This is a genomic window from Streptococcus sp. SM5 (assembly GCF_027497975.1).
Window position 1 is genome coordinate 1 of record NZ_JAJNSC010000034.1, and the last position, 25242, is coordinate 25242.

Consider the following 25242-nt stretch of genomic DNA (forward strand, 5'->3'; position numbering starts at 1 on the left):
AAGGGGATAAAATGGCTCAAATTAAAATTACTTTGACTAAGTCTCCAATCGGACGCATTCCATCACAACGTAAAACTGTTGTAGCACTTGGACTTGGCAAATTGAACAGCTCTGTTATTAAAGAAGATAACGCTGCTATCCGTGGTATGATCACTGCAGTATCTCACCTGGTAACAGTTGAAGAAGTAAACTAATAAAATTTTAGGGGATGTGCATAAGACCATCCCCTAAAACTAGATATAGTCATCTTAAATGACTCAGTATAGGCGAGTTGATAGTTGAGACAACCTTTTCTCTCTTATCGGCGCTAGCATTTTACAAAAGAGGAGAAAATATATAATGAAACTTCATGAATTGAAACCTGCAGAAGGTTCTCGTAAAAATCGTAACCGTGTAGGTCGTGGTACTTCATCAGGTAACGGTAAAACATCTGGTCGTGGTCAAAAAGGTCAAAAAGCTCGTAGCGGTGGCGGAGTACGCCTTGGTTTTGAAGGTGGACAAACTCCATTGTTCCGTCGTCTTCCAAAACGTGGATTTACAAACATCAACGCTAAAGAATATGCTATTGTAAACCTTGATCAATTGAACGCCTTTGATGACGGTGCTGAAGTAACTCCAGTGGTACTTGTAGAATCAGGAATTGTTAAAGCTGAAAAATCAGGTATTAAGATTCTTGGTAACGGTGAGTTGACTAAGAAGTTGACTGTTAAAGCTGCTAAATTCTCTAAATCAGCTGAAGAAGCTATCACTGCTAAAGGTGGTTCAGTTGAAGTCATCTAAGAGAGGTGACCTATGTTTTTTAAATTACTGAGAGAAGCACTCAAAGTTAAACAAGTGCGATCAAAAATTTTATTTACAATTTTTATTGTCCTTGTATTTCGTATCGGAACTAGTATCACTGTTCCTTGGGTAAATGCCAATAGCTTAAACGCTTTGAGCGGTTTATCCTTCTTAAATATGTTAAGCTTGGTGTCAGGTAATGCCATGAAAAACTTCTCAGTTTTTGCGCTTGGTGTTAGTCCTTACATTACCGCTTCAATCGTTGTTCAACTTCTACAAATGGATTTATTGCCAAAGTTTGTAGAGTGGGGGAAACAAGGGGAAGTTGGTCGAAGAAAGTTAAATCAAGCAACTCGATATATTGCGCTTGTACTTGCATTTGTTCAATCTATCGGAATTACTGCTGGATTTAACGCTCTTTCAGGAGCTAAACTTTTAACTACTGACTTGACTCCGCAAGTTTTTATTATGATTGGTATCATTTTAACTGCGGGAAGTATGATAGTAACTTGGTTGGGAGAGCAGATTACAGATAAAGGATACGGTAACGGTGTGTCAATGATCATCTTTGCCGGAATTGTTGCTTCAATTCCTGACATGATTAAAGGCATCTATGTTGATTACTTTGTCAATGTACCGAGTGATCGCTTCACTTCGTCACTAATCTTTGTTGGTATTTTAATTGTTGCAGTTTTGTTGATTATCTATTTCACAACGTACGTGCAACAAGCTGAATACAAAATCCCAATCCAATATACAAAGGTAGCACAGGGTGCACCATCTAGTTCATATCTTCCATTGAAGATAAATCCAGCTGGAGTTATTCCTGTTATCTTTGCTAGTTCCATTACAGCAGCGCCAGCAGCAATACTTCAGTTTGTAAGTGCAACTGGACTAAACTGGGAATGGGTTCGTACTGCTCAAGAGATGTTATCTACATCAGCGCCTACAGGAATTGCTTTGTATGCTCTGCTAATTATTCTCTTCACTTTCTTCTATACATTCGTACAGATTAATCCAGAGAAAGCTGCAGAAAACTTACAAAAGAGTGGGGCCTATATCCACGGTGTCCGTCCTGGTAAAGGAACAGAAGAGTATATGTCAAAACTTCTTCGTCGCCTTGCAACAGTAGGTTCACTTTTCCTTGGTGTGATTTCTATCTTACCAATCGTAGCTAAAGATTTATTTGGTCTCTCAGAAGTTGTCGCTTTTGGGGGAACAAGTTTGCTAATCATTATCTCTACAGGTATTGAAGGAATTAAGCAGTTAGAAGGATATCTATTGAAACGTAAATATGTTGGCTTCATGGATAGAACAGAATAAATGTAATAGAAATATTCATTCACTATTACTTAGAGAGTGGAGTGTAAAAATCAAAGACCTTGTCAGATTTTTTACTCCTCTCTTCTATTTTGTTTTTAAGTAAGAGTAGAAAAATATTTGTACTTCTACTTAAAAATAAAATAAGGAGATTAAATCATGAATCTTTTGATTATGGGATTACCTGGAGCAGGTAAAGGCACACAAGCAGCAAAGATTGTAGAACAATTTAACGTTGCCCATATCTCTACAGGGGATATGTTCCGTGCAGCTATGGCCAACCAAACCGAAATGGGTGTTCTTGCTAAATCTTATATCGATAAAGGAGAGCTAGTTCCAGATGAAGTTACAAATGGCATCGTCAAAGAACGTTTGGCTCAAGATGATATTAAGGAAAGAGGATTCCTTTTGGATGGTTTCCCACGTACTATTGAACAAGCGCATGCTTTGGATCAAATTTTAGCAGATCTTGGTATTGAACTCGAAGGGGTTATTAATATCGAAGTGAACCCGGATTCACTCTTGGAACGATTGAGCGGTCGTATTATCCACCGTGTCACTGGAGAAACTTTCCATAAGGTATTTAATCCACCAGTTAATTATAAAGAGGAAGATTATTACCAACGAGAAGACGATAAACCAGAGACTGTCAAGCGTCGTTTAGATGTGAATATCGCTCAAGGTGAACCTATTATTGCTTACTATCGCAACAAAGGTTTGGTGCACGATATCCAAGGAAACAAGGATATTAATGAAGTCTTTGCAGATATCGAAAAAGTATTGACAAATTTGAAATAAAAGCGTTTTTCATGCTTGCAAAATGTCTCTACAAATGTTATACTGAGTTAGTCTGACTTATAATTGTTGTCTCTGTGTCTAGAGGCATCAAATCGAAATTTATGGAGGTACTTTTGCGTGGCAAAAGACGATGTGATTGAAGTTGAAGGTAAAGTAGTTGATACTATGCCTAATGCAATGTTTACGGTTGAACTTGAAAATGGACATCAGATTTTAGCAACAGTTTCTGGTAAAATTCGTAAAAACTATATTCGTATTTTAGCGGGAGATCGTGTTACTGTTGAAATGAGTCCATACGACTTGACACGTGGACGTATCACTTACCGCTTTAAATAATCGAAAAACTTGGAGGGATAAGAAATGAAAGTAAGACCATCGGTCAAACCAATTTGCGAATACTGTAAAGTAATTCGTCGTAATGGTCGTGTTATGGTAATTTGCCCAGCGAATCCAAAACACAAACAACGTCAAGGATAAGATAGAAAGGAGAAAACATGGCTCGTATTGCTGGAGTTGATATTCCAAATGACAAACGCGTAGTTATCTCATTGACTTATGTCTATGGTATCGGACTTGCAACATCTCAAAAGATTTTGGCAGCTGCTGGAGTTTCAGAAGATATTCGTGTTCGTGATCTTACATCTGATCAAGAAGATGCTATCCGTCGTGAAGTGGATGCAATCAAAGTTGAAGGTGACCTTCGTCGTGAAGTGAACTTGAACATCAAACGTTTGATGGAAATCGGTTCATACCGTGGAATCCGTCACCGTCGTGGACTTCCTGTCCGTGGACAAAACACTAAAAACAACGCTCGCACTCGTAAAGGTAAAGCTGTTGCGATTGCTGGTAAGAAAAAATAATATAGGAGGTAAAAGTCTTGGCTAAACCAACACGTAAACGTCGTGTGAAGAAGAATATCGAATCTGGTATTGCTCATATTCACGCTACATTTAATAACACTATTGTTATGATTACTGATGTGCATGGTAATGCAATTTCTTGGTCATCAGCTGGTGCTCTTGGTTTTAAAGGTTCTCGTAAATCTACACCATTTGCTGCTCAAATGGCTTCAGAAGCTGCTGCTAAATCTGCACAAGAACACGGTCTTAAATCAGTTGAAGTTACTGTAAAAGGTCCAGGTTCTGGTCGTGAGTCAGCTATTCGTGCTCTTGCTGCCGCTGGTCTTGAAGTAACAGCAATTCGTGATGTGACTCCAGTGCCACACAATGGTGCTCGTCCTCCAAAACGTCGCCGTGTATAATCATTACCTTTACACTGCTTTTCGTTTAAGAGGGAGTAACTAAATGATCGAGTTTGAAAAACCAAATATAACAAAAATTGATGAAAATAAAGATTATGGCAAGTTTGTAATCGAACCACTTGAACGTGGTTATGGTACAACACTTGGTAACTCTCTTCGTCGTGTACTTCTTGCTTCTCTTCCAGGAGCGGCTGTTACCTCTATCGATATCGATGGTGTACTACATGAATTTGATACGATTCCAGGTGTTCGTGAAGACGTGATGCAAATCATTCTGAACATTAAAGGAATTGCGGTTAAATCTTATGTAAAAGACGAAAAGATCATTGAACTTGATGTTGAAGGACCTGCTGAAGTAACAGCTGGAGACATTTTAACTGATAGTGACATTGAAATCGTAAATCCAGATCATTATCTTTTCACAATCGGTGAGGGTTCATCATTTAAAGCGACTATGACTGTTAACAGTGGTCGTGGATATGTACCTGCTGATGAAAACAAGAGAGATAATGCACCTGTTGGAACACTTGCTGTAGATTCTATTTATACACCAGTTACAAAAGTCAACTATCAAGTTGAACCTGCTCGTGTAGGAAGCAATGATGGTTTCGACAAATTAACCCTTGAAATCTTAACAAATGGAACAATTATTCCAGAAGATGCTTTAGGGCTTTCAGCACGTATTTTGACTGAACACCTTGATTTGTTTACAAATCTTACAGAAATTGCCAAGTCAGCAGAAGTGATGAAAGAAGCAGATACTGAATCGGACGACCGTATTTTGGAACGTACGATTGAGGAACTTGATTTGTCTGTGCGTTCATATAACTGTTTAAAACGTGCTGGTATCAATACTGTGCATGATTTGACAGAAAAATCTGAAGCAGAGATGATGAAAGTAAGAAATCTTGGACGCAAGAGTTTGGAAGAAGTGAAACTCAAACTCATTGATTTGGGTCTTGGATTAAAAGATAAATAAAGGAGGAATACATGGCTTACCGTAAACTAGGACGCACTAGCTCACAACGTAAAGCAATGCTTCGCGATTTGACAACTGACCTTTTGATCAACGAATCAATCGTGACAACTGAAGCTCGTGCTAAAGAAATCCGTAAAACTGTTGAAAAAATGATTACTCTAGGTAAACGTGGTGATTTGCATGCACGTCGTCAAGCTGCTGCTTTTGTACGTAATGAAATCGCATCTGAAAACTATGATGAATCAACTGATAAGTATACTTCTACTACAGCACTTCAAAAATTGTTCTCAGAAATCGCACCTCGTTATGCTGAACGTAACGGTGGATACACTCGTATCCTTAAGACTGAACCACGTCGTGGTGATGCAGCGCCAATGGCGATTATCGAATTAGTATAAAATCATCAATTTTGTTGAGTGTTATGATGATGGAGTCTTGTGGCTCTTAGTCTAGCTCTGGTCTACCGCTAGGATTTATATCCTAGCGGGAACACTCATCATAAGATGATAGGGTAGACGCTTGTTTACGAAATTGTTTTTAGCTTAAGAACAATTTCGTAAGCAGGCGTTTTTGCGTATTTTTATCTGAAATATGCTATACTAGTGAAATAGAAAACCAAAATACTTCAGTTTGTCTAAATTTAATGAGTAGAGGGTAAGTATGAAAGCTATTATTACAGTAATTGGTAAAGATAAATCTGGGATTGTTGCTGGTGTAGCAACAAAGATTGCAGAGTTAGGATTGAATATTGATGATATTTCACAGACTGTTTTGGATGAGTATTTTACGATGATGGCTGTTGTTTCTAGTGCTAATAAACAGGATTTCACCTATCTTCGTAATGAATTTGAAGCCTTTGGTCAGACCTTGAATGTTAAGATTAATATTCAAAGTGCAGCGATTTTTGATGCTATGTATAATATCTAGGAGGTAATGATGGATATTAGACAAGTTACAGAAACTATTGCAATGATTGAAGAGCAAAATTTCGATATTCGTACCATCACCATGGGGATTTCGCTTTTGGATTGTATCGATCCAGATATTAATCGTGCTGCTGAGAAAATTTACAAAAAAATAACTACTAAGGCGGCAAATTTAGTCATTGTCGGTGATGAAATCGCTGCTGAGTTAGGTATACCCATTGTCAATAAACGTGTATCAGTAACACCAATCTCCCTAATTGGTGCTGCTACAGATGCAACAGACTATGTACCGTTAGCCAAAGCTTTGGATAGAGCAGCAAAAGAAATTGGTGTTGATTTTATTGGTGGTTTTTCTGCCTTGGTTCAAAAAGGCTACCAAAAAGGAGATGAAATACTGATCAACTCGATTCCACGTGCCTTAGCTGAAACTGATAAAGTTTGTTCTTCAGTAAATATTGGATCAACTAAGTCTGGAATCAATATGACAGCAGTTGCAGATATGGGACGAATCATTAAGGAAACTGCTAGTCTTTCTGATATGGGAGCTGCTAAACTAGTCGTTTTTGCCAATGCAGTTGAAGACAATCCTTTTATGGCAGGAGCCTTTCATGGTGTTGGCGAAGCTGATGTTATTATTAATGTTGGTGTTTCAGGTCCTGGTGTAGTCAAACGTGCCTTAGAAAAAGTTCGTGGGAAAAGCTTTGATGTAGTGGCAGAGACTGTTAAAAAGACAGCCTTCAAGATTACTCGGATTGGTCAATTAGTTGGCCAGATGGCTAGTGAAAGACTAGGAGTTGATTTTGGGATTGTTGATTTGAGTTTAGCACCTACTCCTGCAGTGGGGGATTCTGTAGCTCGGGTCCTCGAGGAAATGGGACTTGAAACAGTTGGGACTCATGGGACCACTGCCGCTTTAGCTCTTTTAAACGACCAAGTAAAAAAAGGCGGAGTAATGGCTTGCAACCAAGTCGGTGGTCTGTCAGGTGCTTTTATCCCAGTTTCAGAGGATGAGGGTATGATAGCTGCGGTGCAGAATGGTTCCCTAAATCTTGAGAAATTAGAAGCCATGACAGCTATCTGTTCAGTTGGTTTGGATATGATTGCTATCCCTGAAGATACACCTGCCGAAACCATTGCGGCCATGATCGCGGATGAGGCAGCAATTGGTGTCATTAATATGAAAACAACGGCTGTTCGTATCATTCCAAAGGGTAAAGAAGGCGATATGATTGAGTTTGGAGGCCTATTGGGGACGGCGCCAGTAATGAAGGTCAACGGGGCTTCATCAGTCGACTTTATTGCTCGTGGAGGTCAAATTCCGGCTCCAATCCATAGTTTTAAAAATTAATAAAAAAATAAAATGGTTTAAGGTCAATTTAAGGATAAGTGTGTATACTATAATCATTAAATAAAGACCTCCTAACTTTATTTAATAGAAATCCTAAACTTTTTCATAATAATCTCCTACAAAAGCCACTCGTAAGAGTGGCTTTTGTTTTATAGTCTCAAAAAGTAGTAAAATCTCATTTATTCTAATTAATTTTTTAAAATGGTTACTTTTTTGTAGTCAAATCAGTCTAAAACCTTGCCATGATTGGCTTTTTGAAAAATTATGGTATAATAGTAGTAGTTTTATTAGATGGAGTAGGATTTTTGAGAAAAAGCTTTCGTGTAAAAAAAGAGAAAGATTTTAATGCAATATTTCAAGAAGGGAAAAGTGTAGCTAATCGTAAATTTGTTGTTTACCGATTAGAAAACAGTGAGCAACATTTTAGAGTTGGTTTATCCGTCAGTAAAAAATTAGGAAATGCTGTGACGAGAAACCAAATTAAAAGAAGAATTCGCCATGTTCTGATTGCGCATAAGGATCAGATAATCGAGAATCTCGATTTTGTTGTAATTGCCCGCAAAGGTGTAGAAGAAATGAACTACGCCGAGATAGAGAAAAACCTACTACATGTACTGAGATTAGCAAATATATACCAGGAAGGAAATGAGAGTGAAGAAGAAATTACAATTGACTAGTTTGTTAGGTTTGTCCTTGTTGGTAATGACTGCTTGTACAACTAGTGAAGTGTCTGCTGATTCGACCGATTTTTGGAGTAGACTTGTTTATTTTTTTGCTGAAACCATTCGTTTTTTGTCATTTGATGTAAGCATTGGTCTAGGGATTATTCTGTTCACAGTCTTGATCAGAACAATACTATTACCAGTCTTTCAAACACAAATGGTGGCATCCAGAAAAATGCAAGAGGCGCAACCTCTTATCAAAGAATTACGCGAGCGGTATCCGGGGCGCGATATGGAAAGTCGTACCAAGCTGGATCAGGAAACACGTAAACTATTTAAAGAATTAGGCATAAAGCAATCTGCATCATTTTGGCCACTCTTGATTCAGATGCCAATTCTGTTGGCTCTTTTCCAAGCTTTATCAAACGTAGATTTTTTGAAGACTGGGCATTTCTTGTGGTTCAATTTAGGTGGAGCTGATACAACTTTCGTATTACCTATTTTGGCCGCCCTATTTACCTTCCTCAGTAGCTGGCTTTCAAATAAAGCCTTGCCTGAGAAAAATGGTGCTATGACGGGTATGATGTATGGGATGCCTGTCATAATCTTCTTTTTTGCAATATCTGCTCCAAGTGGTGTCGCTCTGTACTGGGCGGTTTCAAATGCTTATCAAGTATTGCAAACCTATATTTTGAACAATCCTTTCAAGATTATTGCTGAACGCGAAGCTGGAGTTCAAGCTAAGAAAGATTTAGAAGTTAAGAAAAGAAAAGCTTTGAAAAAAGCACAGAAAAAGAAAAAGTAAGGAGGAATCTAGTAATGGTATTATTTACAGGTTCAACTGTTGAAGAAGCAATCCAGAATGGATTAAAAGAATTAGAAATTCCTAGAATGAAAGCTCATATCAAAGTTATTTCTAGAGAGAAAAATGGATTTTTGGGTCTTTTTGGTAAAAAACCAGCCCAGGTTGATATTGAGCCAATCAGCGAGACGACAGTCGTAAAAGCTAATCAGCAAGCTATCAAAGGCGTTCCAAAAGAAATCAATGAACAAAATGAGCCCGTTAAGACAGTGAGTGAAGCAACAGTTGACTTAGGTCATGTGGTTGAAGCTATTAAGAAAATTGAAGAAGAGGGTCAAGGGGTATCTGACGAAGTTAAGGCTGAAATTTTGAAAAACGATAAAGAAGCTAGCACTATTTTGGAAGAAACTGGACATATCGAAATTTTGAAAGACTTGCAACCTGAAGAAGTTGAAGAACAATCAGAAGCTAACCAAGTTACGGAAGCTGATGAGAGCTCTAATCTTGAGGACCTTGGCATTCAGGTAGAGGCAACCTATGATATAGATCAAGTCGTTGAAGATGTGACTGGTTATGTTCAAGGAATCATTGATGATATGGATGTAGAAGGGGCCATTTCAAGCACTTCTAATCGTCGTTCAATCAATATGCAGATTGATACAAATGAGCCAGGGCGTATCATTGGATACCATGGTAAAGTTTTGAAATCTCTTCAACTTTTGGCACAAAATTATCTTTATAACCGTTATTCAAAAACTTTCTACATCACTATCAATGTTAATGATTATGTAGAGCATCGTGCAGAAGTTTTACAGAGTTATGCTCAAAAACTAGCGACACGAGCTCTTGAAGAAGGGCGTAGTCAAATGACAGATCCGATGTCAAGTAGTGAACGAAAAATTATCCACCGTATTATTTCACGTATGGAGGGACTCACTAGTTATTCAGAAGGTGACGAACCGAACCGTTACGTAGTTGTCGATACAGAGTAAAATAGAAATAAAAATCAGGGTTTCCCTGATTTTTCTAATATAGAAGGAAGCAAATGAGAGAAATAAAGGATTATCTTATTCACGAAGGAGAACAGTATCGGAGTCCCGAGAAGGCTGGGGATGCCAAAGATAGAATGCTATCTCTAAGAAAAAAAGGCCAGGTGGCACGAAAAACATTTACTCAAATAGCCAAACTTTTTCAAGAAATGTATTCTGATTGGGACTTGCATCCGACTAGTCAGTGGATGAATCAAGCTCAACGTCTTCGTCCTCATTTTTGGGCCTATTTACAGTCAGATGGATCAGTTGCAGATCCAATGCTGGCCCTCCGTTTATACGGAAATACGAATAATTTTGGGATTTCCCTTGAAGTCAGCTTTATTGAAAGGAAGAGGGATGAGAATTCATTGATGAAACAAGCAAAGGTATTGACTATTCCAGTGACCCAAAGGGTATATTATTGGGTTCAGGAAAATGGTGAGAGCTATAGAATAGAAGCTACAGAAGAAAATAGAAACTTCTTACAGAATCAGCTGGATAGTCGTAGGATTCGTAAAGTATTAGTTAAGACCAATGTTCCTATTAGTTCTGAAACTAGCATTGAAGTGTTACTAGTAGATTTAGAAAAAGCTTATCAGAGGTTATTGCCCTACTATCAAGCTACTAGGAGTTAAGCTCTTCGGGCTAGCCATTTTATAGTAAATTGTATTATTGCTATTCTATCTGTTTTTTCATATAATAGTAGAATAGGGTATGTGATAAACTTATCACCTTAAATAGAAAGGAAATTCTATGTCAAATCTATCTGTTAATGCTATTCGTTTCTTAGGTATTGACGCTATTAACAAAGCTAATTCAGGTCACCCAGGGGTGGTTATGGGTGCAGCTCCGATGGCTTACAATCTTTTTACAAAAAATCTTCGTATCAATCCAGCACAGCCAAACTGGATTAACCGTGACCGTTTTATTCTTTCAGCAGGTCATGGATCAATGCTCCTCTATGCTCTTCTTCACCTATCTGGATTTGAAGATGTAAGCATGGATGAAGTGAAGAACTTCCGTCAATGGGGCTCAAAAACCCCAGGGCATCCAGAGTTCGGTCATACAGCAGGAGTTGATGCGACTACAGGTCCTCTTGGACAAGGAATTGCGACTGCGACAGGTTTTGCTCAAGCAGAACGTTTCCTTGCAGCTAAATATAATCGTGAAGGCTACAATATCTTTGATCACTATACTTATGTCATCTGTGGAGATGGGGATTTGATGGAAGGTGTATCCAGTGAAGCAGCTTCATACGCAGGTTTGCAAAAACTAGACAAGTTGATTGTTCTCTACGATTCAAATGACATTAACTTAGATGGTGAAACAAAAGATTCATTTACAGAAAATGTTCGCGCTCGTTACGATGCTTATGGTTGGCATACAGTTTTAGTAGAAGATGGGACAGACTTAGAAGCTATTCAAGCAGCTATCGAAGAAGCTAAGGCTTCAGGGAAACCATCCTTGATTGAAGTTAAAACAATCATTGGTTATGGTTCTCCTAATAAGCAAGGGACAAATGGAGTGCACGGTGCTCCTCTTGGTGCTGATGAAACTGCAGCAACCCGTCAAGCGCTTGGTTGGGACTATGAGCCTTTTGAAATCCCAGCGGAAGTTTATGCAGACTTCAAAGAAAATGTGGCGGACCGAGGTGCATCAGCATATGAAGCATGGACAAAACTAGTTGCAGATTATAAAGAAACTTACCCAGAACTGGCATCAGAAGTGGAAGCAATCATTGATGGACGTGATCCAGTTGACTTGAAGCCAGAAGATTTCCCAGTGCTAGAAAATGGTTTCTCTCAAGCAACTCGTAATTCTAGCCAAGATGCTTTGAATGTTATAGCAGAAAAAATGCCAAACTTTTTAGGTGGTTCTGCCGATCTTGCTCATTCAAATATGACTTACATCAAAACTGACGGACTTCAGGACGATGCAAATCGCCTGAACCGTAATATCCAATTTGGTGTTCGTGAATTTGCAATGGGTACTGTTTTGAACGGAATGGCTCTTCATGGCGGACTTCGTGTTTATGGTGGAACATTCTTCGTATTCTCAGACTACTTGAAAGCGGCTGTACGTTTGTCAGCCTTGCAAGGTCTTCCTGTAACTTATGTCTTTACCCATGATTCAATCGCTGTTGGTGAGGATGGACCAACTCATGAACCGATTGAACATTTGGCAGGTCTTCGTGCTATTCCAAACTTGAATGTTTTCCGTCCAGCAGATGCGCGTGAAACTCAAGCAGCTTGGTACCTAGCAGTGAAGAGTGAAAAGACACCAACTGCCCTCGTCTTGACTCGTCAAAACTTGACTGTTGAGGAAGGAACAGACTTTGATAAGGTTGCGAAAGGTGCTTATGTTGTCTATGAAAATGCAGCAGACTTTGACACGATTTTGATTGCAACAGGTTCAGAAGTGAACCTAGCTGTTGCAGCTGCTAAGGAATTGGCAAGTCAAGGTGGAAAAGTTCGCGTAGTCAGCATGCCATCTACGGATGTCTTTGATGCACAAGATGCCGCATACAAAGAAGAAATCCTACCAAATGCGATTCGTCGCCGTGTGGCGGTTGAAATGGGAGCGACTCAAAACTGGTACAAATACGTTGGTCTTGATGGAGCAGTTCTCGGTATTGATACATTTGGAGCATCTGCCCCAGCTTCAAAAGTGTTGGCAGAGTATGGATTTACAGTTGAAAACTTAGTAGAACTTGTAAACAACTTGAAATAAGAAAAATCAGAGCTTTGCTCTGGTTTTTTATTGACCTAAAACTAAGGTGCAATCTTGTAAAAAATAGTGAAATTTGATATAGTAGTTTTATCTGAATTACAAAGGAGAAAAAATAATGGGTGGGAATTTAACATTCTTGATTATGCTTGTTTTGATGTTTGCCTTGATGTTCTTTATGCAACGTTCTCAAAAGAAACAAGCTGAAAAACGCATGGAGAGTCTCAATAAACTTCAAAAAGGCTATGAAGTCATTACTATCGGTGGTTTATACGGTACAGTTGATGAAGTTGATACCGAAAACAGAACGATCGTACTTGATGTAGACGGAGTTTACTTGACTTTTGAACTTGGAGCTATTAAAACTGTGTTACCAATCAAAGAAGCTATTACTCCTGAGGGAGCAGTGATCGAAGAGGGTAGTGCAATTGAAGACTAAAACGGGGTGGAATCATTCCCGTTTTTATATAAATATAAAGGAAAAATAATGAAAAAAATTGTCTTTGTGTGTTTGGGCAATATTTGTCGTAGCCCTATGGCAGAATTTGTCATGAAATCCTTAACAGATCATTACCAGATTGAAAGCAGGGCTACGTCATCTTGGGAACATGGAAATCCTATTCACAAGGGGACTCAAGGCATTTTCAAGACACATGGTGTCGACTATGATAGCATCAAGTCCTCGCAACAAATCTCAAAAGATGATTTTGAACATTTTGACTATATTCTTGGCATGGATGAGTCTAATGTTTCTGATTTACTTAAGATGTGTCCTAGCGCTTATCGACACAAGATATATCCTTTTGCTGAGGAAAGTGTTCCAGATCCTTGGTACACAGGTGATTTTGAAGAAACTTACAATCGAGTATTAACTGGCTGCCAAGCTTGGTTAGTTCGTTTAGAAAATGAGACTAAAAATGGATAATATAAAAAAACTCTATGAAAAATATCGTGTTTACCTAACACGCCCTCGTTTAGAGATTGCAACAATGGTGGTTATAGGCTTGTGTGCCATCTTTGTAATATACAGCAGTCTACCTAAAAAGGCTGTTCTCAAACTTGACGGAGATACAATCGTATACGATGGCAGTCTGGTCCGTGGCAAAATGAATGGACAAGGGACCCTTACTTTTTCTAATGGAGATACCTATACTGGAGATTTTAGCAATGGCGCTTTCAATGGAAAGGGAACTTACCAATCCAAAGATGGTTGGGTTTATGAGGGTGACTTTGTGAATGGGCAGGCAGAGGGAAAAGGAAAATTAACAACTGAACAACAATTGGTCTATGAAGGTGACTTCAAGCAAGGCCTATTCCAACAATCAAAATAGCTTCTTTCTAAAGGGGCTTTTTTGATTGCCCAAATAGTTTTAGAGAAGCTCAATCCCCCGTAATAAAACTAGTTCCTAAAAAAATTTATGAAAATCTATGTGAAACTATTTACAAAATTCTAAAAAAGAGTTATAATAAACTTGTGAAAAAATTAACAAAGGGATAAATTCCTTTAAAGCTATGGAGGAAAATATGGCTGATAAAAAAACTGTAACACCTGAACAAAGACAACTTGCTGCAGAGAAGCACGTAGATGGTTTGGTACAAAAAGGTTTAGTTGCACTTGAGGAAATGCGTAAATTAAATCAAGAGCAAGTGGACTACATTGTGGCTAAAGCATCAGTTGCAGCACTTGATGCACACGGAATTTTGGCTCAACATGCAATCGAAGAAACAGAACGTGGTGTATTTGAAGACAAGGCTACAAAAAACTTGTTTGCTTGTGAACACGTTGTAAACAACATGCGTGGTGTGAAAACTGTTGGAGTTATCGAAGATGACCCAATTACTGGCTTGACTAAAATTGCAGAGCCTGTTGGGGTTATCTGTGGAGTTACACCTACAACAAACCCAACATCTACAGCGATTTTTAAAGCTTTAATCTCATTGAAGACGCGTAATCCAATTGTCTTTGCTTTCCACCCGTCTGCTCAAGAATCTTCTGCGCATGCTGCTCAAATTGTTCGTGATGCTGCGATTGCTGCTGGAGCTCCTGAAAACTGTGTACAATGGATTACAGAACCATCTATGGAAGCAACAGCTGCTCTTATGAATCATGATGGTATTGCAACTATCCTTGCTACTGGTGGGAATGCCATGGTTAAGGCAGCTTACTCATGTGGTAAACCAGCTCTTGGGGTAGGTGCCGGAAACGTTCCTGCCTACATCGAAAAATCAGCTGACCTTCGTCAAGCAGCTCATGACATCGTTATGTCTAAATCATTTGACAATGGTATGGTTTGTGCGTCTGAGCAAGCAGTTATCATCGATAAAGAAGTTTACGACGAATTTGTTGCAGAATTCAAATCTTACCACACTTACTTTGTTAATAAAAAAGAAAAAGCCCTCTTGGAACAATTCTGCTTTGGCGCTAAAGCAAACAGCAAGAACTGTGCTGGAGCAAAATTGAATGCTGACATCGTTGGTAAACCAGCAACATGGATTGCAGAACAAGCAGGTTTCAAAGTGCCAGCAGAAACTAATATCCTTGCTGCAGAATGTGCAGAAGTTGGAGAAAATGAGCCTTTGACTCGTGAAAAATTGTCACCAGTCATTGCAGTATTGAAAGCTGAAGATACTGAAGATGGACTTAAAAAAGCTCGTCAAATGGTTGAGTTCAATGGACTTGGTCACTCAGCAGCTATCCATACAAAAGACGAAGAGCTAGCTAAACGCTTTGGTACAGAAATCAAAGCAATGCGTATTATCTGGAACTCTCCATCTACTTTTGGTGGTATCGGTGACGTTTACAATGCCTTCATTCCATCATTGACACTTGGATGTGGTTCATACGGACGCAACTCAGTTGGTGATAACGTGAGTGCTATTAACCTTCTAAACATCAAGAAAGTAGGGAAACGTAGAAATAATATGCAATGGTTTAAAGTTCCTTCAAAAATTTACTTCGAACGCAATTCTATCCAATACCTTCAAACATGTGAAGATATTGAACGCGTTATGATCGTTACTGACAAATCGATCGAAAAACTTGGCTTTGTTCAACGAGTTATCGATCAATTGAACGCACGTAGCAACCGTGTAACTGTCCAAGTCTTCTCAGATGTTGAACCAGATCCAGATATCACAACTGTAGAACGTGGTACTGAAGTGATGAGAGCATTTGAACCAGACACAATCATCGCTCTTGGTGGTGGTTCACCGATGGATGCTGCTAAAGTAATGTGGCTCTTCTACGAGCAACCAGAAATCGACTTCCGTGACTTGGTTCAAAAATTCATGGATATCCGTAAACGTGCCTTCCGCTTCCCATCACTTGGTAAGAAAGCGAAGTACATCGGTATCCCAACAACTTCAGGTACAGGTTCAGAAGTAACACCATTTGCCGTTATCTCTGATAAGAAAAACAACCGTAAATATCCATTGGCTGACTACTCATTGACACCAACGATTGCGATTGTTGACCCTGCTTTGGTTGAATCAGTTCCAGATTTCATCACTGCTGATACAGGTATGGACGTCTTGACTCACGCAACTGAAGCTTACACTTCAAACTTCGCTAACGACTACACAGATGGTATCGCTCTTCAATCAATCAAACTTGTCTTTGAATGGTTGGAAAAATCAGTTAAAACAGCTGATCCAGAAGCTCGTGAGAAAATGCATAATGCGTCTACAATGGCAGGTATGGCCTTCGCCAATGCCTTCCTTGGTATGAGCCACTCAATGGCCCACAAGATCGGTGCGGTTCACCACACTGTTCATGGACGTACAAATGCTATCTTGCTTCCATACGTAATCCGTTACAACGGAACTCGTCCATCTAAGACTACTACATGGCCTAAATACAACTACTGGAAAGCTGATGAGAAATTCCAAGACATCGCGAAAATGCTTGGTTTGCCTCACTCAACTCCTGAAGAAGCAGTTGAAGCATACGCTAAAGCTGTTTACGAACTTGGTGTTGCAGTAGGTATCAAGATGAACTTCAAGGATCAAGGAATTGATGAAAAAGCTTGGAAAGACAGCTTGCATGAAATTGCCTTGCTTGCATACGAAGACCAATGTTCACCTGCTAACCCACGCTTACCAATGGTATCTCACATGGAAGAAATCATGGCAGATGCTTACTATGGTTATGCAGAACGTCCAGGACGTCGTAAATAATAGATTATCAGCCTAGAGGCGGGAGAAATCCTGTCTCTATTTTTTGTAAAATTAATTGAAAAATGTTAGAATGAGCATGTAAGTTTGTTTGAATTTCAAAGTTTTTATAATGATGCGAGGGTAAGTGCGAGCAGTGAATGAATTAGGTGATAAGGTAAGACTTCTTAGAGAAGAGAAAGGACTTAGTCGTCCAGTTTTTTGTGGAGATGAGTCAGAATTATCAGTCCGTCAGTTGGTCCGCATCGAAAAAGGAGAATTTCGTCCTACGATAAAAACACTAGAATATATAGCGAATAGGCTAGATATTCCATCCTATGTCTTGATGCCAGACTATAAGGAATTACCTAAACGTTACCAAGAATTAAAATACTTTCTTCTTCATCATCCTGACTATGGAGACAAAGAGTTGCAGGAACAGAAGGAAGAATATTTTGATGAGATTTTCGAATATTTTTATGATGATTTGCCACGTGATGAGAAAGTGCTAGTGGATTGTCTTCAAGCCATAGATGCAGTAAGAGCAACTAGTAATTCCTTGTATGGTGAAAGTGTGCTTGAAAATGGACTGCAGGACTTACTATCCAGAGATGTATATAAAGCGGAGGATCTATTAAGACTGAGGTTGTATTTTGTATGTAACTTAATGGATGGTTTGAAAGCGGGTGAAATAAAAGAATTTGAGTATGAGAATATTCTTTATTTTCATGAGAAACTAAGTTCGCAGATTGATAAGATAGAGTTCGATTGTTTAGACTTACTTAGAGATTCCTTACTGGCTTCTTTAACTTGTATAGAGATTATGGGGCTGTTTCATTATTTTAAGAGGGCAGTTGAAACGTTAAATAAAATAGGGCAAAAAACACGAGATTTTCAAAAACAACCGATTGTCTTGATGCTTGAGTGGAAATATTATATTCAGACGGATTATGAAACAGCCAAACAAAAGTATGAAGAAGCAAAAATGATGGCAAGGATGTTTGGTAATGAGCAGTTACTCGTTAGTTTAGATAATGAATGGACCGAGGATTTAGAAAGATATCTTTAAATGCTTTATATGAGTGACATTTCTGTCATTGGAGGAATGTCGCTTTTTTGTTACAATGAATTCGTAAAAAAGAGAGAGGAATTCTTTGATTCCTTTTGAATCTGATAGATAAATATAGTTTGTATCGGTACACGGTATCACAAGTAATTAAAGGAGATTATAATGTCCTTTTTATCCATGAAAAATATTTCAAAATTTTACGCTTTGGACGACAAACATAAAGAGCAAGCTCTAAGAAATATTAACCTGCAGATTGCTGAAGGGAAAATTACTGCGATTTATGGTCCGTCAGGCTGTGGAAAAACCAGTCTACTGAATATCATCAGTGGTCTTGATAGGGAGTACGAGGGAGTTTTAGATTTTAAAGGGGAGTCTCTCAGAGAACTATCGGAGATTGAATTGACTCAATTTCGCAAAGACAACATTGGGTTTGTCTTTCAAAACTTCAATCTCATCCCCCATCAATCTGTTCTAGATAATGTCAAGTTGCCTCTCTATGTCAAAGATTTATCGGATAAAGAAATGACAAGAATCGCTCAGGAGCAACTTCTTAGTCTAGGCATGGAACCTTTTATGGCTAAAAATGTCAAGCAACTTTCTGGAGGTCAAAAACAACGTGTAGCGATTGCGCGTGCTCTGGTCAATCAACCGGATATGATTGTAGCTGATGAACCAACTGGATCGCTCGATTCGCAATCTCAGGAGATGGTTTTGGAAGTGTTCAAAAGTTTGGCCAAATCTGGGAAAACAGTACTGATTGTGACTCATAACCCAGAAGTAGCTGAATATGCAGATGTGATTATCAAAATGAAGGATGGTGAAGTCGTTGAAGAAGTCAAAAAATAAAGGATTGTCCTTTAAAAATAAATTCAAACTTTCTTTGAGTAACTTTATGGAAAGAAAGTGGCGTAACTTGTTGATTGCAGTAGCAACCTCGATTGGTTTTGTAGGCGTGTTGATTTCTTTTGGTCTAGGGAATGCCTTGATTTCGATGATTGATGAAAATACCAACGGAGGTAAGCTCCCTTCCCAAGTTCAGATTGCACTGAATTCAAGCGTTGCTGGAAGAGGTTTTCTAAACCAAGAAGATAAGAACTATATCACAGATACGATTGGGAAAGAAAATATTAAATATCTAGAGAGCCCTTTTGGTATGACCATGTCAAAGATTAGCATAGACGGACACGAAGTGGATTTTAGCCAAGCCCTGCCTTCTTACGCTCAGGTCGTGAGTTTGTATGAAGATACAAGTATTTCTGTTACTAGCAATGAAAAAGAAAAAGTGCTAGCAGGCTCTCTTTATACGGATGTTAACGAACAGGGATTAACGATTCCGATGAGTCTACTGAAAAATTGGAATGAACAAACAGGGAAAAATCTTACAGCTAGTGATGTTATAGGCAAAAAAGTATTAGCAAGCATTGTAGAAAATGCTGCTGAAGGTAGCAAGACTTCTCAATTTCAAACTCATATTGTGCGTGTAATCAATGATGAAGATGATGCAGAAGATAGTAACAGTTTTATGCCAGCCTATCAAATGGAAACGATTTTAAAAGAAGCTGAATTCACAAAGGCCGTATCCTATTTTATTTTAGAACTTAAAGACCCATCTCGTACGAAAACAGTAACAGAAGAATTGCAGAAAAATAAGAAGTATACAGTTCTTTCTCAACAGGCTGTTCTTGATATTGTGATTACCTTTATTCGTGTCATCCAGGGATTACTGATTGTTCTTTCTTCACAAGCGATTGTGGTGGCAGCAGTTATGATAGGCATCATCATTTATATCAATATCATGCAACGTTCTAAGGAAATCGGTGTCATGAAGGCCGTTGGCTATCAAAATAGGGATGTGAAAGGAATTTTTATCTACGAAGCTCTTTGGATTGTAGGAATTGCCTTGTTTATAGCTTTCATCATTGCTCAAGGGATAGGCAGTCTAGCGAATGTTACTGTTCATCATTTTTATCCGTCTATCTCTAAAGTTTTTGAATTGAATCTTCTCTCAATTTTTGGAACTCTAATTTTTGCTTTACTACTTGGGTATATTTCAGCCTACTTCCCAGCTCGTAAAATTAGCAAAATGGATCCAGTGGAATCTTTACGCTATGAATAGGGGAGCACGGTATTAAAAAGAAAGTAGTTTGAAAATCAAGGCCGGCGCTTGCAATTTAACTCAAATAGTTATATAATAAGAATGTTGAAAGGTGATTTGTAGTGATTCAAGTTACTCTTTTCACAATAAAAATTTCATGATTTTCATAAGGAGGAAATCACTAATGGTAGTTAAAGTTGGTATTAACGGTTTCGGACGTATTGGTCGTCTTGCTTTCCGCCGTATCCAAAACGTAGAAGGTGTTGAAGTTACTCGCATCAACGACCTTACAGACCCAGTTATGCTTGCACACTTGTTGAAATACGACACAACTCAAGGTCGTTTCGATGGAACTGTGGAAGTTAAAGAAGGTGGATTTGAAGTTAACGGTAAATTCGTTCGTGTTTCTGCAGAACGTGATCCAGAACAAATCGATTGGGCTAACGACGGTGTAGAAATCGTTCTTGAAGCAACTGGATTCTTCGCTAAGAAAGATGCAGCTGAAAAACACTTGCACCCAGGCGGAGCTAAAAAAGTTGTTATCACTGCTCCTGGTGGAAATGACGTTAAAACAGTTGTATTTAACACTAACCACGACATTCTTGATGGTACTGAAACAGTTATCTCAGGTGCTTCATGTACTACAAACTGCTTGGCTCCAATGGCTAAAGCTCTTCAAGATAACTTCGGTGTTGTAGAAGGATTGATGACTACTATCCACGCTTACACTGGTGACCAAATGATCCTTGACGGGCCACACCGTGGTGGTGACCTTCGTCGTGCTCGCGCTGGTGCTGCAAACATCGTTCCTAACTCAACTGGTGCTGCTAAAGCTATCGGTCTTGTAATCCCAGAATTGAACGGTAAATTGGACGGGTCTGCACAACGCGTTCCAACTCCAACTGGATCAGTTACTGAATTGGTTGCAGTTCTTGAAAAGAACGTTACTGTTGATGAAGTGAACGCAGCTATGAAAGCAGCAGCTAACGAATCATACGGTTACACTGAAGATCAAATCGTTTCTTCAGATATCGTAGGTATGGCTTACGGTTCATTGTTTGACGCAACTCAAACTAAAGTTCTTGACGTTGACGGTAAACAATTGGTTAAAGTTGTTTCATGGTATGACAACGAAATGTCTTACACTGCACAACTTGTTCGTACTCTTGAATACTTCGCTAAAATTGCTAAATAATTCTTGAGACATAAAAAGCAAGGTTTCATACCTTGCCTTTTTAATTTAGAAAAAGGATGACTTAACGGTCATCCTTTGCTTTTAATATTGCCTCGAAGGAGTCGGATAAAGCACTTAATTTTATTTTCTCCATAGTTAAAGGATGAGTAAAAGATAGCCTATATGCATGTAACATTAGTCGAGGTGTTTTAGATTTTGGATGATATAGAGGGTCACCTAGGATAGGATGATTGTGGTGGGAAAGATGTACACGAATTTGATGTGTCCGTCCAGTTTTTAGCCTACAACGAATGAGTGAAGAACCGTCTTCAAACTTCTTTAATCGAGTAACAATCGTTTCAGCGAATTGACCGTTTTTAGGATCAACAAGTCGTTTTCTACGATCATGGCGACTGCGACCAATTTTATCTCGAAAAACAAGTTCCTTATTTCTAAATGCCCCTTCAACTAGAGCCCAATACTCACGAGAAATTTCTTTTTTTTCTAGTAAACGGTTGAGAATAGGAAGGATAAAAGGATTTTTAGCAAAGAGAACGAGGCCACTGGTTTCCATATCAAGACGATGAACAACATAGCATGTTTGACCGACATAAGCTGATACATGATTGAGAAGGGCTATTTCATTAGGTTGATTGCCATGAGTTTTCATGCCCTCAGGTTTGTTAACGACAATTAAATGCTGATCTTGATAAACTTCTTGTACGAGATCAGAGTTTCCCAGTGAGATTTCCTTTGTTGGATAATCTTCTTCATCGAAAGTTAATTGGCATTTATCCCCTGATTTGATGATTTGTTGCCAGTGAACTTCTTTTTGGTTGATAAGAATGTTCTTTTTTGTCCTTAGGAAATGGCGGATTTTTCTAGGAATAAGTAACTGTTCTTCTAAGAAAGTTTTAACCGTCATTTCAGGTAAAGAATCGGGAATTATAAAGGTAAATTTCATACAGTTATTGTAACAAAAAATAGGCACTTTGGATAGCGGAACTAGCTTAATTCTTGTCTTCCTAAGGTGAAGATGATAAAATAAACGCATGAAATTAGATAATTTATTTGAAAGATTTCTTTCTTTATTTAAGAAAGAGGATATTGAAATTCAAGAGACTGAAACTCAAGACATTGAGATAAATGATATTGAAATAGAAGAAAGTGATCAGAGCGACTTGCGGCGGTCGAGAGGTAATCGTAAGAAAGCTGGGCATGTTGGCCCTATTCGCAAGTTTTGGCGTCGCTACCATCTGACAAAAATCTTACTTATTCTGGGCCTTAGTGTCAGTTTGTTTGTTGGTGTCTATCTATTCGCCTTGGCAAAATCAACAAATGTAACTGACTTACAAAATGCATTGAAAACTCGAACAGTGATTTTAGACCGAGAGGAGAATGAAGCAGGAGCCTTATCTGGTCAAAAAGGAACCTATGTTGAACTTACAGATATTAGTGAAGATTTACAAAAGGCAGTTATTGCAACGGAAGACCGAAGTTTTTACAAAAATGATGGGATAAACTACGCTCGTTTCTTCATGGCTATACTAACAGCTGGTCGCTCAGGTGGGGGCTCTACCATCACTCAGCAGTTGGCGAAAAATGCTTATTTGTCACAAGATCAAACTGTTCAAAGGAAGGCGAAAGAATTCTTCTTAGCTTTGGAATTAACCAAAAAATATAGTAAGAACGAAATTCTAACTATGTATTTGAATAATGCTTACTTTGGTAATGGAGTTTGGGGAGTTGAAGATGCAAGTAAAAAATACTTCGGGGTTTCAGCATCACAATTAACTCTAGATCAAGCAGCAACTTTGGCAGGGATGCTAAAAGGACCAGAAATATATAATCCATTAAATTCAATTGAGGATTCGACTAATCGTAGGGATACAGTCTTACAAAATATGGTTGCGGCTGGCTATATTGATAAAGAAAAGGAGGCAGAAGCGGCTGGAGTTGATATGGCCTCTCAGTTGCATGATGCATACGAAGGAAAAATTTCAGACTACCGTTATCCTTCATATTTTGATGCAGTAGTGAATGAAGCAGTTGAAAAATATCATTTAACAGAAGAGGAAATTGTTAATAACGGCTATCGCATTTATACAGAACTGGATCAAAATTATCAAGCTAATATGCAGGTCATCTATGAAGACACCACTCTGTTTCCTACGGCTGAAGATGGAACACATGCTGAATCAGGAAGTGTTGCCTTAGAGCCAAAAACGGGGGGAGTTAGAGGTGTTATTGGTCGTGTTGCTGGAAGTAATAAAACAGGTTTCCGAAATTTTAACTATGCAACTCAATCAAAAAGGAGCCCAGGGTCTACTATTAAACCACTTGTGGTCTATACTCCAGCAGTTGAAGCTGGATGGTCAATAAACAAAGAGTTAGACAATCATACCATGCAGTACGGTGATTATAAAATAGACAACTATGCTGGCATTAAGACGGCTCCAGAAATTCCAATGTATCAAGCCTTGGCTGAATCTTTAAATCTCCCAGCAGTGGCAACTGTGAAAGAACTTGGAATTGATAAAGCTTTCGAGGCTGGTGAAAAGTTTGGCCTTAACATGAGCAGTGTCGATAGAGTATTAGGCGTAGCACTGGGTGGTGGAGTAGAAACCAATCCACTTCAGATGGCTCAGGCTTATGCAGCATTTGCAAATGAAGGTTTAATGCCAGAAGCTCACTTTATCACTCGTATTGAGAATGCCAGTGGGCAAGTCATAGCTACACATAAGAATTCCCAAAAACGAGTTATGGAAAAGTCTACAGCTGATAAGATGACTAGCATGATGCTTGGGACCTTCACAAATGGGACAGGTATTAGTTCTTCTCCAGAAAATTATGTCATGGCTGGGAAAACAGGAACAACAGAAACTGTTTTTAATCCAGAGTATACAAGTGATCAGTGGGTTATTGGATATACACCTGATATCGTCATTAGCCATTGGCTTGGATTTCCGACCACGGATGAGAGTCACTACCTAGCTGGTTCAACTTCAAATGGTGCCGCGCATATATTTAGGAATATATCCGAAACGATTCTTCCTTATACACCAGGAAGCACATTTACAGTTCAAAACGCTTATGAAATAAATGGTATTGCACCAGCAAACATAAAAAATGAGACTACAAATACAGAGTCACAAACAAATGACTTGTTAACTGATATACGCAGTAAAGCTCAAAACATAGTTGATGAAGCTGGCCATGCGATTTCAGAAGCTAAAATTAAGGAAAAAGCACAAACAGTCTGGGATACAATTGTAGATTTATTCCGTTAAATGTAAAGGATTTAAAAAATGACAGGAAATTATTTCCTGTCATTTTGTTGTGTCTTTTATAGCAATTTAGAGTTTTTAAAAAAGAATTTAATATAAAAAAGTACACAAGAGGCGGAAAAATAGACAAAAGAAAGAGGACAGGATTATTTCTTATGAAGCTTTGATATACTCATTGGAGAAAAAGGAGGAAATATGCTAGAAAAAAAATATCAAGAAGTAAAAGCAATTGTTCATAAATGTCGAAAAGAATATTATTTACACTTGTGGGAAGTTGAAGATTGGGATCAAGAAGGTATGCTTTGCTTATATGAATTGTTAGAAGAACATCCTGAGTTGATGGAAAGGAAAGACAAAAAAATATATACTTACTTTAAAACGAAATTTAGAAATAGAATACTAGATGCAATACGAAAACAAGAGAGTCAAAAAAGAAAATTGGATCGACAAGTATATGAAGAAGTAAGTGAGATAAGTCACCGAATTACAGATGGAGGACTCTTGCTAGATGAATACTATGCCCTACACGAGATGCTAAAAAAATATAAGAAGGGTCTAAATAAAAACGATTTAGAATTATTTGAGCGATTAGTGGCTGACGAAAGATTTAAAGGAAGGCGTCGGCTGTTAAAAGAATTAAGTATTCTATTAAAAGATTTTTCACCATATTAGAAAAAAATAAACCCAAGTTCTTGACAAGGGAGAAAAAGTAGGTATAATAGAAAGAGTCAAAAAGCTCGGGTCCGTTGGTCAAGGGGTTAAGACACCGCCTTTTCACGGCGGTAACACGGGTTCGAATCCCGTACGGACTATGAGTGTGTTGCAGTAGAA

The 25242-nt window shown here is 38.5% G+C and carries 28 protein-coding genes and 1 tRNA gene; 28 read left to right on the top strand and 1 reads right to left on the bottom strand.

Annotated features, from left to right (window positions below; all coding sequences use genetic code 11):
* The first annotated feature begins 11 nt into the window (after nucleotides 1-11).
* The 25 genes from rpmD (at nucleotide 12) to gap (ending at nucleotide 21145) form a co-directional block, all read left to right on the top strand.
* Nucleotides 12-194, top strand: a complete 183-nt coding sequence (gene rpmD / locus PAN07_RS16265; RefSeq protein ID WP_000057241.1) for a 50S ribosomal protein L30 — start codon at nucleotides 12-14, stop codon at nucleotides 192-194.
* Between the two features lie 145 nt (nucleotides 195-339).
* On the top strand, nucleotides 340-780 hold the full coding sequence (gene rplO / locus PAN07_RS16270) for a 50S ribosomal protein L15 (protein ID WP_250307901.1): 441 nt from the start codon (nucleotides 340-342) through the stop codon (nucleotides 778-780).
* Between the two features lie 12 nt (nucleotides 781-792).
* Complete coding sequence (gene secY / locus PAN07_RS16275) at nucleotides 793-2103, top strand: preprotein translocase subunit SecY (protein WP_250307902.1); 1311 nt, start codon at nucleotides 793-795, stop codon at nucleotides 2101-2103.
* Nucleotides 2104-2259: 156 nt separating this feature from the next.
* The gene (locus PAN07_RS16280; protein WP_269798350.1) at nucleotides 2260-2898 is read left to right on the top strand and encodes an adenylate kinase; all 639 of its coding nucleotides are present in this window, start codon (nucleotides 2260-2262) and stop codon (nucleotides 2896-2898) included.
* A gap of 117 nt (nucleotides 2899-3015) precedes the next feature.
* Nucleotides 3016-3234, top strand: a complete 219-nt coding sequence (infA, locus tag PAN07_RS16285; RefSeq protein WP_001029883.1) for a translation initiation factor IF-1 — start codon at nucleotides 3016-3018, stop codon at nucleotides 3232-3234.
* Between the two features lie 24 nt (nucleotides 3235-3258).
* Entirely contained in the window at nucleotides 3259-3375 is a 117-nt protein-coding gene (gene rpmJ, locus PAN07_RS16290; RefSeq protein WP_001808836.1) for a 50S ribosomal protein L36, read from the top strand.
* A 17-nt stretch (nucleotides 3376-3392) separates the two neighbouring features.
* A complete protein-coding gene (gene rpsM / locus PAN07_RS16295; RefSeq protein ID WP_004251117.1) occupies nucleotides 3393-3758 on the top strand; it encodes a 30S ribosomal protein S13 in 366 nt (121 codons plus the stop codon).
* 17 nt (nucleotides 3759-3775) lie between these two features.
* On the top strand, nucleotides 3776-4159 hold the full coding sequence (rpsK, locus tag PAN07_RS16300) for a 30S ribosomal protein S11 (protein WP_001118386.1): 384 nt from the start codon (nucleotides 3776-3778) through the stop codon (nucleotides 4157-4159).
* Between the two features lie 43 nt (nucleotides 4160-4202).
* A complete protein-coding gene (locus PAN07_RS16305; RefSeq protein ID WP_269798351.1) occupies nucleotides 4203-5138 on the top strand; it encodes a DNA-directed RNA polymerase subunit alpha in 936 nt (311 codons plus the stop codon).
* A gap of 11 nt (nucleotides 5139-5149) precedes the next feature.
* Complete coding sequence (rplQ, locus tag PAN07_RS16310; protein WP_261076466.1) at nucleotides 5150-5536, top strand: 50S ribosomal protein L17; 387 nt, start codon at nucleotides 5150-5152, stop codon at nucleotides 5534-5536.
* Nucleotides 5537-5798: 262 nt separating this feature from the next.
* The gene (locus PAN07_RS16315) at nucleotides 5799-6065 is read left to right on the top strand and encodes an ACT domain-containing protein (protein ID WP_269798352.1); all 267 of its coding nucleotides are present in this window, start codon (nucleotides 5799-5801) and stop codon (nucleotides 6063-6065) included.
* A 9-nt stretch (nucleotides 6066-6074) separates the two neighbouring features.
* The gene (locus tag PAN07_RS16320; protein WP_269798353.1) at nucleotides 6075-7412 is read left to right on the top strand and encodes a PFL family protein; all 1338 of its coding nucleotides are present in this window, start codon (nucleotides 6075-6077) and stop codon (nucleotides 7410-7412) included.
* A 305-nt stretch (nucleotides 7413-7717) separates the two neighbouring features.
* On the top strand, nucleotides 7718-8089 hold the full coding sequence (gene rnpA, locus PAN07_RS16325; protein ID WP_269798368.1) for a ribonuclease P protein component: 372 nt from the start codon (nucleotides 7718-7720) through the stop codon (nucleotides 8087-8089).
* Complete coding sequence (locus PAN07_RS16330; RefSeq protein ID WP_185928464.1) at nucleotides 8064-8879, top strand: YidC/Oxa1 family membrane protein insertase; 816 nt, start codon at nucleotides 8064-8066, stop codon at nucleotides 8877-8879. The genes rnpA and PAN07_RS16330 overlap by 26 nt, the downstream gene beginning before the upstream one ends.
* Nucleotides 8880-8893: 14 nt before the next feature.
* On the top strand, nucleotides 8894-9868 hold the full coding sequence (jag, locus tag PAN07_RS16335; protein WP_269798354.1) for an RNA-binding cell elongation regulator Jag/EloR: 975 nt from the start codon (nucleotides 8894-8896) through the stop codon (nucleotides 9866-9868).
* Between the two features lie 53 nt (nucleotides 9869-9921).
* Nucleotides 9922-10542, top strand: a complete 621-nt coding sequence (locus tag PAN07_RS16340) for a ribonuclease P (protein ID WP_269798355.1) — start codon at nucleotides 9922-9924, stop codon at nucleotides 10540-10542.
* A 118-nt stretch (nucleotides 10543-10660) separates the two neighbouring features.
* Nucleotides 10661-12637: a transketolase gene (gene tkt, locus PAN07_RS16345; RefSeq protein WP_269798356.1), complete on the top strand. Its 1977-nt coding sequence runs from the start codon at nucleotides 10661-10663 to the stop codon at nucleotides 12635-12637.
* Between the two features lie 115 nt (nucleotides 12638-12752).
* Nucleotides 12753-13073: a preprotein translocase subunit YajC gene (gene yajC / locus PAN07_RS16350; RefSeq protein ID WP_269798357.1), complete on the top strand. Its 321-nt coding sequence runs from the start codon at nucleotides 12753-12755 to the stop codon at nucleotides 13071-13073.
* Between the two features lie 48 nt (nucleotides 13074-13121).
* A complete protein-coding gene (locus PAN07_RS16355; RefSeq protein ID WP_269798358.1) occupies nucleotides 13122-13559 on the top strand; it encodes a low molecular weight protein-tyrosine-phosphatase in 438 nt (145 codons plus the stop codon).
* Nucleotides 13552-13965, top strand: coding sequence for an MORN repeat-containing protein (locus PAN07_RS16360; protein ID WP_269798359.1), 414 nt, complete (start codon nucleotides 13552-13554; stop codon nucleotides 13963-13965). Before PAN07_RS16355 ends, PAN07_RS16360 begins: the two co-directional genes overlap by 8 nt.
* A gap of 193 nt (nucleotides 13966-14158) precedes the next feature.
* Entirely contained in the window at nucleotides 14159-16810 is a 2652-nt protein-coding gene (gene adhE, locus PAN07_RS16365) for a bifunctional acetaldehyde-CoA/alcohol dehydrogenase (RefSeq protein ID WP_269798360.1), read from the top strand.
* Between the two features lie 124 nt (nucleotides 16811-16934).
* Nucleotides 16935-17855 (top strand): XRE family transcriptional regulator, encoded by a 921-nt coding sequence (locus PAN07_RS16370; RefSeq protein ID WP_269798361.1) that lies wholly within the window; start codon nucleotides 16935-16937, stop codon nucleotides 17853-17855.
* A gap of 162 nt (nucleotides 17856-18017) precedes the next feature.
* Nucleotides 18018-18701, top strand: a complete 684-nt coding sequence (locus PAN07_RS16375) for an ABC transporter ATP-binding protein (RefSeq protein WP_269798362.1) — start codon at nucleotides 18018-18020, stop codon at nucleotides 18699-18701.
* Nucleotides 18670-19971, top strand: coding sequence for an FtsX-like permease family protein (locus tag PAN07_RS16380; RefSeq protein WP_269798363.1), 1302 nt, complete (start codon nucleotides 18670-18672; stop codon nucleotides 19969-19971). The genes PAN07_RS16375 and PAN07_RS16380 overlap by 32 nt, the downstream gene beginning before the upstream one ends.
* A gap of 163 nt (nucleotides 19972-20134) precedes the next feature.
* Nucleotides 20135-21145, top strand: coding sequence for a type I glyceraldehyde-3-phosphate dehydrogenase (gene gap / locus PAN07_RS16385; RefSeq protein ID WP_269798364.1), 1011 nt, complete (start codon nucleotides 20135-20137; stop codon nucleotides 21143-21145).
* 61 nt (nucleotides 21146-21206) lie between these two features.
* Here gap and PAN07_RS16390 read toward each other — a convergent pair whose 3' ends face one another.
* Nucleotides 21207-22088 carry an RluA family pseudouridine synthase gene (locus PAN07_RS16390; RefSeq protein ID WP_269798365.1) on the bottom strand — a complete coding sequence of 294 codons (882 nt, stop codon included), beginning with the start codon at nucleotides 22086-22088 and terminating at the stop codon, nucleotides 21207-21209.
* Nucleotides 22089-22176: 88 nt separating this feature from the next.
* On the opposite strand from PAN07_RS16390, the gene pbp2a reads away from it, so the two are divergent.
* The 3 genes from pbp2a to PAN07_RS16405 all read left to right on the top strand — a co-directional run bounded on the left by pbp2a (nucleotide 22177) and on the right by PAN07_RS16405 (nucleotide 25223).
* Nucleotides 22177-24414 carry a penicillin-binding protein PBP2A gene (pbp2a, locus tag PAN07_RS16395; protein WP_269798366.1) on the top strand — a complete coding sequence of 746 codons (2238 nt, stop codon included), beginning with the start codon at nucleotides 22177-22179 and terminating at the stop codon, nucleotides 24412-24414.
* Between the two features lie 192 nt (nucleotides 24415-24606).
* Nucleotides 24607-25083: a sigma-70 family RNA polymerase sigma factor gene (locus PAN07_RS16400; protein ID WP_269798367.1), complete on the top strand. Its 477-nt coding sequence runs from the start codon at nucleotides 24607-24609 to the stop codon at nucleotides 25081-25083.
* A gap of 68 nt (nucleotides 25084-25151) precedes the next feature.
* A tRNA-Glu gene (locus PAN07_RS16405) sits at nucleotides 25152-25223 on the top strand.
* Nucleotides 25224-25242: the final 19 nt, after the last annotated feature.

Coding starts and splice junctions, on each gene's coding strand:
- rpmD (WP_000057241.1), top strand. CDS start 12: ATGGCTCAAATTAAAATTACTTTGACTAAGTCTCCAATCGGACGCATT.
- rplO (WP_250307901.1), top strand. CDS start 340: ATGAAACTTCATGAATTGAAACCTGCAGAAGGTTCTCGTAAAAATCGT.
- secY (WP_250307902.1), top strand. CDS start 793: ATGTTTTTTAAATTACTGAGAGAAGCACTCAAAGTTAAACAAGTGCGA.
- PAN07_RS16280 (WP_269798350.1), top strand. CDS start 2,260: ATGAATCTTTTGATTATGGGATTACCTGGAGCAGGTAAAGGCACACAA.
- rpmJ (WP_001808836.1), top strand. CDS start 3,259: ATGAAAGTAAGACCATCGGTCAAACCAATTTGCGAATACTGTAAAGTA.
- rpsM (WP_004251117.1), top strand. CDS start 3,393: ATGGCTCGTATTGCTGGAGTTGATATTCCAAATGACAAACGCGTAGTT.
- PAN07_RS16305 (WP_269798351.1), top strand. CDS start 4,203: ATGATCGAGTTTGAAAAACCAAATATAACAAAAATTGATGAAAATAAA.
- rplQ (WP_261076466.1), top strand. CDS start 5,150: ATGGCTTACCGTAAACTAGGACGCACTAGCTCACAACGTAAAGCAATG.
- PAN07_RS16315 (WP_269798352.1), top strand. CDS start 5,799: ATGAAAGCTATTATTACAGTAATTGGTAAAGATAAATCTGGGATTGTT.
- PAN07_RS16320 (WP_269798353.1), top strand. CDS start 6,075: ATGGATATTAGACAAGTTACAGAAACTATTGCAATGATTGAAGAGCAA.
- jag (WP_269798354.1), top strand. CDS start 8,894: ATGGTATTATTTACAGGTTCAACTGTTGAAGAAGCAATCCAGAATGGA.
- PAN07_RS16340 (WP_269798355.1), top strand. CDS start 9,922: ATGAGAGAAATAAAGGATTATCTTATTCACGAAGGAGAACAGTATCGG.
- tkt (WP_269798356.1), top strand. CDS start 10,661: ATGTCAAATCTATCTGTTAATGCTATTCGTTTCTTAGGTATTGACGCT.
- yajC (WP_269798357.1), top strand. CDS start 12,753: ATGGGTGGGAATTTAACATTCTTGATTATGCTTGTTTTGATGTTTGCC.
- PAN07_RS16355 (WP_269798358.1), top strand. CDS start 13,122: ATGAAAAAAATTGTCTTTGTGTGTTTGGGCAATATTTGTCGTAGCCCT.
- PAN07_RS16360 (WP_269798359.1), top strand. CDS start 13,552: ATGGATAATATAAAAAAACTCTATGAAAAATATCGTGTTTACCTAACA.
- adhE (WP_269798360.1), top strand. CDS start 14,159: ATGGCTGATAAAAAAACTGTAACACCTGAACAAAGACAACTTGCTGCA.
- PAN07_RS16375 (WP_269798362.1), top strand. CDS start 18,018: ATGTCCTTTTTATCCATGAAAAATATTTCAAAATTTTACGCTTTGGAC.
- PAN07_RS16380 (WP_269798363.1), top strand. CDS start 18,670: ATGGTGAAGTCGTTGAAGAAGTCAAAAAATAAAGGATTGTCCTTTAAA.
- gap (WP_269798364.1), top strand. CDS start 20,135: ATGGTAGTTAAAGTTGGTATTAACGGTTTCGGACGTATTGGTCGTCTT.
- PAN07_RS16390 (WP_269798365.1), bottom strand. CDS start 22,088: ATGAAATTTACCTTTATAATTCCCGATTCTTTACCTGAAATGACGGTT.
- pbp2a (WP_269798366.1), top strand. CDS start 22,177: ATGAAATTAGATAATTTATTTGAAAGATTTCTTTCTTTATTTAAGAAA.
- PAN07_RS16400 (WP_269798367.1), top strand. CDS start 24,607: ATGCTAGAAAAAAAATATCAAGAAGTAAAAGCAATTGTTCATAAATGT.